Source organism: Ruegeria sp. O5, from assembly GCF_056535105.1.
Window position 1 is genome coordinate 21461 of sequence record NZ_JBQERN010000023.1, and the last position, 13436, is coordinate 34896.

General features: G+C 56.3%; 14 protein-coding genes. 4 read left to right on the plus strand and 10 right to left on the minus strand.

The window, feature by feature from the left end:
* Positions 1-105 precede the first annotated feature (105 nt).
* The 5 genes from ACR0M3_RS18440 to ACR0M3_RS18460 all read right to left on the minus strand — a co-directional run bounded on the left by ACR0M3_RS18440 (position 106) and on the right by ACR0M3_RS18460 (position 6329).
* Positions 106-1293 (minus strand): cytochrome P450, encoded by a 1188-nt coding sequence (locus tag ACR0M3_RS18440; RefSeq protein WP_480912072.1) that lies wholly within the window; start codon positions 1291-1293, stop codon positions 106-108.
* Positions 1293-2645 (minus strand): TRAP transporter large permease, encoded by a 1353-nt coding sequence (locus ACR0M3_RS18445; protein WP_267366798.1) that lies wholly within the window; start codon positions 2643-2645, stop codon positions 1293-1295. The genes ACR0M3_RS18440 and ACR0M3_RS18445 overlap by 1 nt, the downstream gene beginning before the upstream one ends.
* Positions 2642-3148, minus strand: coding sequence for a TRAP transporter small permease (locus ACR0M3_RS18450; RefSeq protein WP_209507551.1), 507 nt, complete (start codon positions 3146-3148; stop codon positions 2642-2644). The genes ACR0M3_RS18445 and ACR0M3_RS18450 overlap by 4 nt, the downstream gene beginning before the upstream one ends.
* 57 nt (positions 3149-3205) lie before the next feature.
* Positions 3206-4225: a TRAP transporter substrate-binding protein gene (locus ACR0M3_RS18455; protein ID WP_480912076.1), complete on the minus strand. Its 1020-nt coding sequence runs from the start codon at positions 4223-4225 to the stop codon at positions 3206-3208.
* 70 nt (positions 4226-4295) lie between these two features.
* A complete protein-coding gene (locus ACR0M3_RS18460) occupies positions 4296-6329 on the minus strand; it encodes an FAD-dependent oxidoreductase (protein ID WP_480912079.1) in 2034 nt (677 codons plus the stop codon).
* A 103-nt stretch (positions 6330-6432) separates the two neighbouring features.
* On the opposite strand from ACR0M3_RS18460, the gene paaG reads away from it, so the two are divergent.
* From paaG to ACR0M3_RS18480, 4 genes are read left to right on the plus strand one after another with little or no spacing between them, the layout of a single operon-like run.
* On the plus strand, positions 6433-7218 hold the full coding sequence (paaG, locus tag ACR0M3_RS18465; RefSeq protein WP_480774448.1) for a 2-(1,2-epoxy-1,2-dihydrophenyl)acetyl-CoA isomerase PaaG: 786 nt from the start codon (positions 6433-6435) through the stop codon (positions 7216-7218).
* Between the two features lie 2 nt (positions 7219-7220).
* Positions 7221-7646 carry a hydroxyphenylacetyl-CoA thioesterase PaaI gene (gene paaI, locus ACR0M3_RS18470; RefSeq protein WP_480774449.1) on the plus strand — a complete coding sequence of 142 codons (426 nt, stop codon included), beginning with the start codon at positions 7221-7223 and terminating at the stop codon, positions 7644-7646.
* Between the two features lie 24 nt (positions 7647-7670).
* Positions 7671-8981, plus strand: coding sequence for a phenylacetate--CoA ligase PaaK (gene paaK, locus ACR0M3_RS18475; protein ID WP_267365260.1), 1311 nt, complete (start codon positions 7671-7673; stop codon positions 8979-8981).
* Positions 8982-8984: 3 nt separating this feature from the next.
* Positions 8985-9581: a TetR/AcrR family transcriptional regulator gene (locus ACR0M3_RS18480; protein WP_480484862.1), complete on the plus strand. Its 597-nt coding sequence runs from the start codon at positions 8985-8987 to the stop codon at positions 9579-9581.
* A 132-nt stretch (positions 9582-9713) separates the two neighbouring features.
* Here ACR0M3_RS18480 and ACR0M3_RS18485 read toward each other — a convergent pair whose 3' ends face one another.
* From ACR0M3_RS18485 to ACR0M3_RS18505, 5 genes are all read right to left on the minus strand, one after another.
* Positions 9714-10499: a hypothetical protein gene (locus ACR0M3_RS18485; RefSeq protein ID WP_480484863.1), complete on the minus strand. Its 786-nt coding sequence runs from the start codon at positions 10497-10499 to the stop codon at positions 9714-9716.
* 117 nt (positions 10500-10616) lie between these two features.
* A complete protein-coding gene (locus ACR0M3_RS18490; RefSeq protein WP_480912083.1) occupies positions 10617-10802 on the minus strand; it encodes a hypothetical protein in 186 nt (61 codons plus the stop codon).
* Complete coding sequence (locus tag ACR0M3_RS18495; RefSeq protein WP_480912085.1) at positions 10799-12196, minus strand: pyridoxal phosphate-dependent decarboxylase family protein; 1398 nt, start codon at positions 12194-12196, stop codon at positions 10799-10801. Before ACR0M3_RS18495 ends, ACR0M3_RS18490 begins: the two co-directional genes overlap by 4 nt.
* Before the next feature lie 122 nt (positions 12197-12318).
* Entirely contained in the window at positions 12319-13161 is an 843-nt protein-coding gene (gene hpaD, locus ACR0M3_RS18500; protein ID WP_480912087.1) for a 3,4-dihydroxyphenylacetate 2,3-dioxygenase, read from the minus strand.
* 54 nt (positions 13162-13215) lie between these two features.
* The coding region (locus tag ACR0M3_RS18505; RefSeq protein ID WP_480912090.1) for an aldehyde dehydrogenase family protein at positions 13216-13436 on the minus strand (221 nt) is incomplete at its 5' end.

Here is a 13436-nt window from a genome sequence, read left to right on the forward strand (position 1 = left end):
CTTTGTCGCGATCCCCGCGCTGCCACAAGCCGGTCTCGTGAAATCATATTTTAAACCGTACGGTCGGTCAATAAATTACCAAGCATATTTCCTAAGCCGGGTTATTCAGACCCGCGCGGGTAAACGTGCAAACCCCCGAAACCGGATACGCCCGCCCCGTTCGGCGCCGTCGGTGATGCGATAGTCTGGAAAACGGGCCAGAAACCGGCCCACGGCCACCCGGCCCTCCAGACGCGCGAGGGTCAGACCAACGCAGGTATGAGGCCCTCCGGCAAAGGCGTGATGCTTGTTCGGGCGTCTGTCCAAGATCATCTCGTCGGGCCAGTCAAACTGTCGTGGATCACGGTTGGCCGCACCGATACACAGATGAACATCAGTACCAGCCGGAATGGACTGACCGTGGAACGTTACATCAACGGTGGTCAGGCGATTGCCGAACTGGTTCGGGCTTTCCAGCCGCAGAAACTCGTCCACGGCCGAACCGATCAGATCCGGGTCGGCCAGCAACTCCGCCCGCTTGTCGCGGTGCCGGTCCAACAGCTCCAATGCGTTGCCGATCAGGTTCGTTGTGGTCTCGTGCCCAGCATTCAGGATGAATATGCAGTTCTGATACAGCTCGACCTCGGTCAGGCCACCATCCGTTTCGTCCTGGATCAGCCGGGTCAGGACATCCGTAGCCGGATCTCCGGGGTTGGCGCGACGATCCTCGATGATATGCCGCAGGAAGTCTTTGAAGTCCGAGACCGAGCGGTTACCCCACTCTTCCTGCTCCGGTGTCAATTGCGGCTCCAAAGCACCAAGAATGGCCAGAGACCAATCGCGCAATGGCCCGCGTTTGGATCGTGGTATACCCAGCAGATTGCCGATGATCTCGATCGGGATTGCCCCGGCAAAATCCTCGATCAGTTCGACGTTGCCCTTGACCTGCATCTCGTCCAGCAGCCCATCGACAAGCTGGATCAGACCCGGTTCCATTTGCGCCAACGCGCGCGGATTCATCGCGCCGACCATTACCTTGCGAACACGGGTATGCAGCGGCGGGTCATTAAACACCAAACTGGTGGTGTGGTGTTCATACAAGGGGCTGTCGACCCCGTATTTGGGACCAAATACCGCTTTCTTGTCCGATATGAATCGCGAGGTGTCCCGGTAAATAAGGTCCAGATCCTCGTATCGGGACAGGATAACCGATCCGTCACGTTGCCAGCAGACGGGCGTATCTTCGCGCATAACGGCGTAGGCAGGATAGGGGTCTGTGTGAAACCCGTCCGGAAGCGCGGTCAGAGAGAACATCAGTGCCCCATCGCCCCCATTTGTTCAGGCAGAACCAACACCAACCATGGCACCAGAACGATCAGGGCCAGCCGGAAGATATCCGCTACCCAGAACGGAGTAACACCCTTGAAGATTGTTCCTGTTGACACATCTCCGACCACGCCTTTCAGAATGAAAACGTTCAAACCGACGGGTGGAGTGATCAGGCTGATTTCGGTCACGACAACCACAACAATGCCGAACCAGATCGGGTCATACCCCAACGACGTGACCAGCGGGAAAAAGATCGGCACTGTCAGCAGCAGCATCGAAAGGGATTCAAAGACGCAACCCAAAATGATGTAGATCCCAAGGATCATCAGGATCACCACAAAGGGTTCAACGTCGTACGCCGTAACCAATGCGATGAGCGCTTCAGGCAGACCGGCAAGGTTGATGAAATTCGAAAAGATCTGTGCGCCGATCAGAACCGAAAACAATGCTGCGGCGGTATAGGCGGTTTCCTTCAGCACCTCAAAAGTCGACCCCAAAGTAAGCCCACCTCGTGACAGAGCGATCAGGAAAGCGCCCATTGCACCCATGCCTGCCGCCTCGGTCGGGCTGAAGGTCAGGTTCAACGGATGAAAATCAAAAGCACCGTACAATCCACCAATCACCAGAAAGAACAGCAGCAAGACGGCCCAGACCGAGCGAACTGCGGACAGACGCTCGGCCCAGCCGTGGCGTTCGCCCGCCGGTCCTGACTCGGGCTTGCGCGCGACGGTCCAGCGCACGGCGAGCAGGTAGAACAGAATGCCAAGCAGGCCGGGAATGATACCCGCAACGAAAAGTTTCCCAATCGAGGTTTCGGTCAGCAGCCCGTAGATGACCAGGATCACCGACGGCGGAATAAGGATACCAAGTGTGCCGCCCGCTGCAATCGATGCCGTCGACAGCTCGTCGGAATAGCCATAGCGGCGCATTTCCGGCATTGCGACCTTGGACATGGTGGCCGCCGTTGCCAGAGACGAGCCGCAAATGGCTGAAAAGCCTCCGCATGCCGCAACCGTCGCCATGGCGATACCACCCCGAAAATGGCCCAGAAAAGCGTTTGAAACTGCGTAAAGCTCACGCGCAAGCCCACCCTTGTTCACGAATAGGCCCATAAGGATGAACAGCGGGACCACCGACAGGCCGTAATCCTGCGCGGTGTCGGTGATCTGACGACCCACCATCGACATCGCGGCCTTTAACCCGCGCTCGGACAGAATGCTGCCGCCGCGTTCATAGGCAAAGCCAAGCGTTCCGACCAATCCCATTGCAAACACGATAGGCAAGCGCACCAGCACAAGAACAAGAACAAGAACAAAACCGATCAGCGCAGCGGTCATTGGGGGTGCTCCGACAAGGTATGGGGGGCAAAGAAGTGCAAGAAGCCGGTGATGATCATTGCAACAGCGGTGATCGCTATGAACCCCGAGATGAACCAGCCTACATAGAAGACTGGGATCGAAAGATATTCCGTGACGTCCCCGTAATCCCGCGCACGTTCAGCCAATACCCAGACACGCTGAATTGGCCAAAAAAGCATTATGCCAGAGAACAGATACACAATTGCATCACGTACCCGACTTAACCGCAGGCGTGAAAACAGCCCATCCGTCAAATCCACAGCGATTTGACCCTTCCCTGCCGAGATCATCGGCAAGACCGAGAACACGAGGACGGCCATCAGGATCCGGGTCAGTTCCGTGGCCGCCTCGATCGGGGCATTGAAAACAGAACGTAGGATGACATCAAAGAAGGTCATCACCATCAGGATGAACAGCGCGGCACAGGCCAGCAGCGTAGGCACGATACTGACGCGACGTGCAAAGGTCACGAGAGATTGCATAACGGGTCCCCAGCGGGTGAAATCGGCTGGCGGATCGCATCCGCCAGCTCGACTGCGTTATTGCGCAGCCATTTCATTTACGATCATGTCATAGGCTGCCTGGGCGTCGATGCCTGTGACATTGACTTCGTCGATTACCTTGGCGCGTACATCCGCAGCAATCGCATTGAACTTTTCCAGATCTTCAGCGGATGCGGCATGGATCGCGTTGCCTTCGGTGCCTTCGGTTTCTTCCCGGCCGATCGCATCGATCTCATCCCAGATTTTGCCAATTTCACGGCTCAGTGGTTCACCGAAAACGTTTTCTTCCAGCGCTGCCTGCAGATCGGCGGGCAGGTCAGCAAAAGTGTCCTCGTTCATGATAAAGGCAAACGAACCGCGATACAGGCCGCCAGGGACCTCATAAACGTTCTGGGCCACTTCCGTCAGCTTGAAACCTTGGCGGGATTCAAAGGGCATGACGACGCCATCTGCGGCTTTTGAGGCCAGGGTTTCATACACTTTCGGTGCAGGAACCTGGATACCGGTTGCACCCAACGCCGTGCCCACGTCACCGCCAACACCGCCGGGGATGCGAACCTTGAGGCCCGAGACTTCGTCCAGCGACGTCACCGGACTGCTGGAATGCAGCTGAGCCGGACCATGTGTGTGCAAAGCGATCACTTTTACACCACGGTGTTCATCTGCCGCCTTCAAATGTGTGTCATATGCGCGCCAATATGCGACCGACGCAGCCTCGGCCGAGCCTTCATATCCGGGCAGTTCGATCATCTTGGTGGTGACAAACCGGCCCGGCTGATAGCCGTGGAAAATGATCGAGGCATCAGCGGCGCCATCCATGATCAGGTCCATCTGCGCAGGGGGCGGGGCAAGGCCCAGCTTCAGTTCGGCGGTGACCTGACCATCGGTGGCCTCTTCGATCATCTCGACGAATTTCGGCCACATCTTGGCATTGATGCCATGGGTCGGCGGGGCCCAGCTGGAAATGGTCAGCGTATAGTCTGCCGCAAGCGCCACTGTACCTGAAACGGCCAGTGCAGCTGAGGCAAGAAGTGTGCTCAACCTTGTGAATTTCATAGTTCTGTCTCCTCCCTGTGAAACATGAGTCAAGAATGCGTTAATGGTCACTTTTGTAACCATCAACTTGTTAATTGTCCCCAAGACAACCCGCGACGCGCCATGAACCGGGGCTTTCCTTGGCTACGGTTTCCATCATTGCGTGCGACGTGTTGGCTCCGATTTCCTTGCAATAGTTCATCGGCCCGCCGTGCCAGCGCGGAAAGCCGTAGCCGTGAATTTGAACCATATCGACGGCTTCCGCGGACTCGGCGATCCCCTGCTGAATGATCAACGCGCCCTCGTTGGCCAGCACCGCCAAGATGCGCGACACGATTTCGTCCTGCGCGTATGCCCGCCGCGTTATGCCCTGTTCAGCCGAGTAGGACTCGATCAACGCCTCCACTTCGGGATCGCGGATCGGTTCGCGATGATCCACTTCATAGCGATACCATCCTTTGCCTGTGCGTTGGCCAAGACGACCCATCTCGCAAAGTTGGTCAGCGATCGTCACATAGCGTTCGTTCGGGTCGCGGGTTGCGGCATTGCGTTTTCGGTTGGCCCAGGCGATTTGGAGGCCTGTCAGATCTTGCAGCTCGTAAGGCCCCATGGGCATCCCGAAAGCTCGCATTGCCTGGTCCACCTGATAAGGCAACGCCCCATCCGCCAGCAAATAATCAGCCTCGCGCCGATACGCAGCCAACATCCGGTTGCCAATAAAACCATCGCAGATGCCCGACAGGACAGAAACCTTGCGAAGCCTTTTTCCAAGCGCAAACCCTGTGGCGACAACTTCGGGCGAAGTTTGCGGCGTGTGCACGACTTCCAACAGCTTCATGACATGGGCAGGGCTGAAGAAGTGCAGGCCAATGCACCGGGATTGATTTTCGATACCCGCGAAAATCTCGACCGGGCTCAGGTAAGACGTGTTCGTGGCCAGAATCGCGTCACGCTGCATATGGCGCGCCAATTCTGCAAAAACCTGTTGCTTGACTGACAAGTCTTCAAACACAGCCTCGATAGCCAACTGAATGTCGGCAGCTTCGGAGTAGCTGTCAACGGCGCGAAATGCAGAAAGGCGTTCCTGTAGCTGCGCTTCGGACATCTTGCCCCGCTTGACTGCCCCCTTTAACAGCCCCTCAACCCGATCATGGGCTGCGGCCGCTGCTTCCATATCCCTCTCGATCAGAGTGACCGAAAGACCGCCATTCAGGGCAGCGGTTGCGATCCCTGCCCCCATCAACCCGCCACCGACAACTGCGATCCGGCTGATATCGCGCGGGGCAACACCTGCGATCATCGAAGGTCTGGCCACCTTGCGCTCGGCAAAAAAGGCGTATCGCAGGGCGCGGCTTTCAGGGCTTTGACGCAGCGCCAGATGGCGCGCACGCTCTTTCGGCTGTGCGAAAGCAAAGGGTTCTGACGACCAGCTGAGCGCGGTCAGGTTTTCCAGCGGTGATTGCTGACCCCTGGCGGTTCTTTTCAAAGCCTGACGGCTCGTCTCCAGAAGGTCAGACGCGAATTCACCGACGGGCCGTTGACTGACAGGTGCCGGGCGCTTTGGCAGGTTGGCGACAAAGTCCAGAGCAGCCGCCGTTGGGTTATCGGCAATCAGGTCAATTCCCCCGAGATTGGCCATTTCCTCGGCTTTCAGGATTTTTCCCGAACAGGCGATGTCGATCGCCGCTTCCATTCCAACTAGGCGCGGCAATCGTTGCGTGCCCCCCGCCCCCGGGATCAGGCCCACATTGACTTCCGGCAGCCCAAAGCTGGTGCCCGGCGCTGCGATCCGCCACGCGCAGGCCATGGCAATTTCAAACCCGCCACCCAACACATTGCCGTGCATACAGGCGATAAACGGCACATTGCTGTCTTCGATCTTCTGAACAACATCAGGCAAATGCGGCTCAGCCGGAGCCGCGTCAAACTCGGACATATCACCGCCTGCGATGAATGTCCGACCGGCGCAGCACAGGACGGCAACCCGAGCTTTCTGAACTGCATCGACCGCGTCGGCCAGACCCTGCCGAACCCCCGTCGAGGTTGCGTTCACCGGCGGGTTGTCGACCGTGACCCAGGCCACGTCGCCCTTAAAGTCAACACTCACCAGCGACGGTTGCGGCATTTGCAATCCCTTTGATCAGTCCAGATTCGGTTCGGGTTTATATATTGACCAACCGTTCGGTTAATGCAATGATTAAGTTGTCACGGGAACAGATGAGACTGCCATGAGCGATACGATCCTTGTACATGATCACGGAAACTGGGTTGAAATAACCCTGAACCGCCCCGACAAGCTGAACTCGTTCAATGAGGAGATGCATCTTGCCCTTCACGACGCGCTGAAGAGCGCGCGCGAAAATGGTGCCCGCGCGATTTTGCTGACCGGCGCAGGGCGCGGTTTTTGTGCGGGTCAGGACCTTGGAGACCGCGATCCCTCGAAAATGGATGGCCCGCCCGACCTGGGCAAAACTGTACGCACTTTCTATGCCCCTTTGGTTCGACTGATCCGGTCTTTGAATTTCCCGGTCGTTTGTGCCGTCAACGGCGTGGCCGCGGGCGCGGGTGCGAACCTTGCACTGGCCTGCGACATGGTTCTGGCCAGGGAAAGCGCGAAGTTCATCCAAAGTTTTTCCAAGGTCGGGTTGATTCCGGACACAGGCGGCAGCTGGCACTTGCCCCGATTGTTGGGCGAGGCGCGCGCAAAGGGGCTGGCCCTGACAGCAATGCCCCTAACCGCCAAACAGGCGGAAGACTGGGGGTTGATCTGGAAGGCGCTTCCCGATGATCAGTTGATGACCGAAGCACGCGCTCTTGCCACGCAACTCGCAAACGGCCCCACCCTTGGCTTGGGTCTGACCAAGCAGTGCATTCAAACAGCAGCCACTACATCCTTGTCCGATCAGCTTGAAATTGAAGCGGACGCGATGAAAACCTGCGGGGAAAGTGCTGATTATGCCGAAGGCGTGTCCAGTTTCCTCGAAAAACGCGCACCGCATTTTCAGGGAAGATGATGATGACACCAAAAGAACGCGCCCAAAAATCCGCGGCGGCGATGTGGGCCAATGACGAAGCCAGTAAATGGTTCGGGATGGAGCTTGTCCAGGTCGATGAAGGGCGCGCTGTCCTGTCGCTGACTGTTGCGCCGCATCACTGTAACGGACACGGTATTTGCCATGGCGGCGTCACGCACGCTCTTGCTGACAGTGCTTTTGCCTTTGCCTGCAACAGCCGGAATGTTGCAACTGTAGCGCAGCATACGATGGTCAGCTATCTCGCACCGGGACGGAAGGGTGACCGCCTGACTGCCACCGCGACAGAAGTGAACCTGTCCGGTCGCAGCGGCATCTACGACGTCCGCGTCATCAATCAAGACAATACTCTGATCGCTGAATTTCGCGGCATGTCCCGCACCATTGGCGGCCAGAATTTTCAAGAATAGTTTCGTGACTGGAGGAGTTACGCGATGAAAGACCTTTCCCCCAACAAAGCGGACCTGGACCCGATCGAAATCGCCTCGATCGACGAAATTCGCGCCACACAGCTTGAGCGGCTGAAGTGGTCCGTGCGCCACGCCTATGAAAACGTTCCGATGTACAAACAGCGCTTTGACGAGGCTGGCGTGCATCCTGACGATCTTCAGCAGCTTTCGGATCTGTCAAAGTTTCCGTTCACGTATAAAAACGACCTGCGCGACAACTATCCGTTTGGTCTTTTTGCGGTTCCGCGCAGCGAGATAATTCGCCTGCACGCGTCCTCCGGCACGACAGGCAAACCGACAGTGGTCGGCTACACAAAGAATGACATAGACAACTGGGCTGACCTTGGCGCGCGGTCTCTTCGCGCGTCTGGGCTGCGCAAGGGCGACATGGTGCACAACGCCTACGGCTATGGGCTGTTCACCGGTGGGCTAGGTGCCCATTACGGGATCGAACGCCTTGGCGCGACTGTCGTCCCGATGTCGGGCGGGCAGACCGAAAAACAGGTCAACCTGATCAACGATTTCCGTCCTGACGGGATCATGGTTACACCCTCCTACATGCTCAATATCCTTGAACAGTTCCACAAGGCGGGTCTCGACCCACGTGAGAGCTCGCTGAAGGTTGGCGTTTTTGGTGCCGAACCCTGGACTGACGCGATGCGGGCCGAGGTCGAGGCGGCCTTCGACATGCACGCCGTCGATATCTATGGCCTGTCCGAGATCATGGGCCCCGGTGTCGCCAATGAATGCGTTGAAACCAAAGACGGGCCTGTAATCTGGGAGGATCACTTCCTGCCGGAAATCATCGACCCGGCAACCGGAGAAGTCCTGCCCGATGGCGAAACCGGAGAATTGGTGTTCACGACACTAACCAAAGAAGGGTTGCCGATGATCCGCTATCGCACACGCGATCTGACATGCCTGCTGCCGGGGACGGCGCGGTCCATGCGCCGGATGGCAAAAATTACAGGTCGCAGTGACGACATGATGATCCTGCGCGGCGTCAACGTCTTCCCCAGCCAGATCGAGGAACAGGTCATGGCAACGGGCGGTCTTGCCCCCTATTACCAGATCGAGCTCTACAAATCCGGTCGCATGGATGCCATGCGGGTCTTTGTTGAATCCTCCCCCGATTCCACCGACGAGCTGTCAAAAACGGCCGCTGCACGGATGCTGACCAAACGCATCAAGGACGTCGTTGGCGTTTCAACCGAAATTGTAGTAGGTGACCCCGGCGACGTCGAACGCTCTCAGGGCAAGGCGAAGCGCGTTGTAGACAATCGCGATAAGGACTGAGCCGTGGCCCGGACAATTGCCAAAGACCACGACCAAAAGCGGGAACAGATCCTGAAGATGGCGGCAAAAGTGTTTGCCGACCAGGGGTTTGACCGTGCTTCGATGACCCTTTTGGCCAAAGAATGCGGCATCTCGAAAGCAAACATATACCACTACTATGACAGCAAGGATGCCATCCTGTATGACATCCTTGAAACGTACCTGCGTGAGTTGCGGGACCGGATTTGCAATGTTGATCTGGACGGCCTTAACCCCGAACAGAAACTGCGCAAAGCAGTGCGCGAGATCCTTTTTGCCTATCAGGGTGCAGATGACGAGCACCGGGTTCAGATCAGTGGCATGAGCGCATTGACCGAAGAACAGCAAAAAAGGCTGCGGGGCTATCAGCTTGATCTGGTGAACTTTGTCCGCGACATACTTCTGGAAATGTCCCCCGGTTCTTTTGACGGCGCCAAGGACAAGCTTCGCGGCGCGACGATGTCAGTCTTTGGAATGTTGAACTGGTATTACATGTGGAACACCGGCGCAGGCCCCAAAGCCCGCGAAGATTATGCCGATCTGGTGAGCACCCTGACCATGCATGGTGTGCAAAAGCTTTAGGCATGCCCGCTTGGAGAAATCACGCACGGGTGTGGTCTCGTGTGTTGTTCTGAAATCGCAGATCAGATTGGTCGGCTATCCTGAGGCGCGCCAATAAGGACCGTGGCTGCAGCGAGCGCGTGGCCTTCTTTCTTACTTTTTGCGCATCTTCAAATCGTCTAAGAAATTGCGTTTCGCTGCCATGACCTCTTCGTCCGTCATGTTTGATCTGTTCAATTCCAGAAAATACTCTGCGGCTCCAACCGGTTGGACATTCAAGTTACTGACAGGCGTAAGATCATCGGACCTTACGTTCAGCATCGATAGCACCTTTGTGGCGGGAAATAGACGGTCACTCATGTTTGAGGTGTCTAGGGAAACGACGTCGGCTCGGGAGGATACGGCATCCTTAACTCGGGCAACCACACCAGCAAGATCTGCGCCTTGCTGAAGTAGGTCCGCGTATTCCGAAAGGCCTTCCTGAATTCGGTTCGAACGTATGTTTTGCCAATAAACACTCTTAATCCAATCAGAGGCGTTCCTGGTGGTAAAAAAGAAGGTTGCACGCGCGTTACCATCAGCGAACTTCTCGATCTCATCCAATAGCACTTCAGACAAAACCGTTACCATGGAATAAGAATACACATTTTTACGCCCTGGAATCAGGCCCGCAAACTCCTCGTTACTAATCAAAAGCGGTTTGTCTGTTTCGTTTTCAAAGCGCGCCAGAGCTTGTCTTAATTGTTTACGAAACTTATTTAGCACTCGTTCTTCTTGCACTACAGAAAAGCGCCGTGCTGAGAAGCCCGCCTCTTGCAGATCACTCGGAACCAGAATATTCACTCTGCCCTTTAATCGGGAACGATTTCTGAGCAACATTGTTTGCAGTGTTCGAGTGCCTGTTTTATGAAACCCCTGATGTATAACGACTTTCAACATTTTCTTATCTCTCGCTAAACTCTCGTCGAAGTTGCCGGAAAAGCGCTTTCCTCAATACCCTTTCATCCTTCAAAGACCCACAATTGACCTTTGACCTACCCACCGATGGTCCCTCACTCATAACGAGAGTGAGCGTGTTAGATATTCATAGTCTTCGGTTTCGGCTTGGGCAAACTCACCAGCAGCGATGACCTCATACAGGCTGGAAAACTCGGGGAAATCACCATTCAGAGCGATCGCGCCATCATCGGTGATCGCGCCAAAGAAGGTATCCCCTGCAGCACTGAACGTCGCGAACTTCATAGCAGGCTCTCCCAGACATCGCGGATGACATCCGCCGCCATCAGCACGTCATCGCGCGTTGTATCGAATTGCCCGACCTGAAAGCGGATGATCTTGCGGCCATCGAACATGCCTTGCGTCAGGTAAATTCGGCCATCGTCATTCAACGCATCCACCAGCCGCTGCTGCGCGGCGTCATCCCCCGGACAGCGAAAGGAAAACAGGCTCAGGATCGGGCCGGTGGTGATCTCAAACCCCTCTATCGCGCCGATCTTTTCTGCAAGTTCATTGGCCCAGAGCACATGGTTGCGAATTCGGCTCCGCAACCCGTCGAGACCGTATGACCGCATCAAGAACCAGATCTTCAATGCCCGGAACCGTCGACCCAGAGGGATTGTCCATTCCGAATAATTCGTTACCTCTGCCCCTGTGGTCTTGAGGTATTCCGGTTCGATCTTAAGCGTGTTGAGCTGTGGCGTGGCGTCCCGCAGAAACTGGATCGCGCAATCGAACTGCGCCCCCATCCATTTATGTGGGTTGAAGACAATGCTGTCGTAACGATCCGCCCCGGGCCAAAGGGCCTCACGAAGCTCGGGGCAGATCATCGCCGACCCCGCCCAGGCCGCGTCGAGATGCGTATAGAGGTCGTATTTTTGCGCGATGTCAACCACCGCCACCAGATCATCGCAGGCCCCGACACCAGTACCGCCCGTGATTGCAATGATACCGGCGGGAATATGTCCGGCGGCGATGTCACCCTGAATTGCGGTATCAAGAGCCCCAGTATCAATCGCAAAGGTCGGACCACCTGTAGGAAGTTTCACCAGATTGTCCTGACCGATCCCCGCAACCCAGCAAGCCCGATCAATCGATGAATGCACCTGATCCGAGCAGTAGATGCGCAGTGCGCCCTTGGCGTTCAGGCCTTCGCGGTTGCCGGTAAACCCTGTGGCCCGTTCCCGCATGGTCAGAACGGCCGACAACGTGGCGGATGATGCACTGTCCTGAATAACTCCGGTCATACCTTCGGGCAACCCAAGCGCCTGCCGCAGCCAATCGACCATGACACCTTCGACCTCGGTCGCAGCTGGTGAGGTCTGCCACAACATGCATTGCGCCGCGATTGTGGTCACCAGCATTTCAGCCAGCATCGACGGGGGCGCTGCGTTGGCCGGGAAATAGGCAAAGAACCGGGGATGTTGCCAATGTGTAATACCCGGCATCACAATCCGTTCAAAATCGGCCATGACGGCTTCCATGGGCTCGCCACTATCAGGGGGCGATGCCTTTAGCTGGGCCGCGATTTCTCCTGGTGTGGTCTGGGCCCGAACAGGACGTTCAGCAAGTGTCTTGTGGTAATCGGCCGCCCATTTCGAAATGTGCTGACCCCAATGCGAAAACGTGTCCCAATCCATGCGCAAGCCTTCTTTTGTAACTGAGCACCAATTCGTCCAGTCCCCGAACTTACCTGTTCGGCTCGTGGACTAAAGCCGAACAGGAGTGCGTTTTTCAATTGAAAAGGTCCCAGGTTATGCCTTCAGACCGAAAAACTGACATTCGCCTGACCTGTGCCAGAGCTGCCGAAGTAGGGGGTGTAGATGTCGATCTCACCCTTGTAGCTGCCCCAGCCCAGAGCTCCGAACAGCAAAGCAGTGTCATTCATGGCACATTCGCCTGCGCATTTCTTCGCATAGTCCGGCAGCATTTCAAGGAACTCTTCGAACCGTCCCTGTTCCCACATCTCCAGCACGTGCATATCCATCTGGCGGTTGAACTCGCCGTTTACCGCATTCAATCCGTCGACCGAACGCTCATTCGGCGTGAAATCATGGCTGAGTGAGCCAGAGGCCAGTATGGAAACGTTCCGGTCGGAACGCCGGATACCTTCGGCAATGGCCTCACCCCAGACGCGGTTTTCCTGAATCGACGAGAACTGGTTGACTGCAACGGGCAAAACGCGCGCATTCACCCCTTCGTTGATGAAATGCATAGGCAGAAGGGTGCCATATTCCATTCCCATATCGGGGTGCGAATGGCCAAGTGCCCGCTCGCCGCGCTCGCGCAAAACATCAAGAATGGTTTCGCCCAAAGCATGATCGCCGCGATAATCAAACTCCATATCCGCCAGCATGTGCGGCAGTTCATGACTGATGAAGCGACCTTTGTGGTGATCTTTGGTATTCAGGTGAAATCCCTGATTAGTGATCCAATGGGTGTCGAACACAAGAAAGGTCTCGACCTCGCGATCTATCGCGTCCTGGCGCAGGCGCGCATACCCATCAATGGCAGACTGCCGGATGCCCTTATATTTCGGCATCGTGTGGGACATCCAGATACTTGGCACATGCGTGATCTTTGCGGCTTGTACGATCTTTCCCATGACAGTTCCTCCTCGTGTGTACCGACTTCAGCGTACCGCGGCCTCCTTCCGGTTTCACTTGCCCAATTGCATGATTTTGTGTTGGCCAGTTGCGAAGCCGACGTGTTTTTGTTCCATGTAGAACTCGAAACTCCAATCGCCGCCGTCGCGGCCGATACCGGATGCCTTGACGCCACCGAACGGCGTGGGCAGGTGGCGGACGTTTTCCGAGTTCACCCAGATCATCCCGGCTTCAAGCTTGTCGGTGAACCGCAAGGCGCGGGTCAGGTCATTGG

Excerpts from the sequence above, each read along its gene's own strand:
- ACR0M3_RS18495 (WP_480912085.1), bottom strand. The coding sequence starts at position 12,196 with ATGGATTGGGACACGTTTTCGCATTGGGGTCAGCACATTTCGAAATGG.
- ACR0M3_RS18490 (WP_480912083.1), bottom strand. The coding sequence starts at position 10,802 with ATGAAGTTCGCGACGTTCAGTGCTGCAGGGGATACCTTCTTTGGCGCG.
- ACR0M3_RS18445 (WP_267366798.1), bottom strand. The coding sequence starts at position 2,645 with ATGACCGCTGCGCTGATCGGTTTTGTTCTTGTTCTTGTTCTTGTGCTG.
- paaK (WP_267365260.1), top strand. The coding sequence starts at position 7,671 with ATGAAAGACCTTTCCCCCAACAAAGCGGACCTGGACCCGATCGAAATC.
- ACR0M3_RS18455 (WP_480912076.1), bottom strand. The coding sequence starts at position 4,225 with ATGAAATTCACAAGGTTGAGCACACTTCTTGCCTCAGCTGCACTGGCC.
- ACR0M3_RS18460 (WP_480912079.1), bottom strand. The coding sequence starts at position 6,329 with ATGCCGCAACCGTCGCTGGTGAGTGTTGACTTTAAGGGCGACGTGGCC.
- hpaD (WP_480912087.1), bottom strand. The coding sequence starts at position 13,161 with ATGGGAAAGATCGTACAAGCCGCAAAGATCACGCATGTGCCAAGTATC.
- paaG (WP_480774448.1), top strand. The coding sequence starts at position 6,433 with ATGAGCGATACGATCCTTGTACATGATCACGGAAACTGGGTTGAAATA.
- paaI (WP_480774449.1), top strand. The coding sequence starts at position 7,221 with ATGACACCAAAAGAACGCGCCCAAAAATCCGCGGCGGCGATGTGGGCC.
- ACR0M3_RS18450 (WP_209507551.1), bottom strand. The coding sequence starts at position 3,148 with ATGCAATCTCTCGTGACCTTTGCACGTCGCGTCAGTATCGTGCCTACG.
- ACR0M3_RS18440 (WP_480912072.1), bottom strand. The coding sequence starts at position 1,293 with ATGTTCTCTCTGACCGCGCTTCCGGACGGGTTTCACACAGACCCCTAT.
- ACR0M3_RS18485 (WP_480484863.1), bottom strand. The coding sequence starts at position 10,499 with ATGTTGAAAGTCGTTATACATCAGGGGTTTCATAAAACAGGCACTCGA.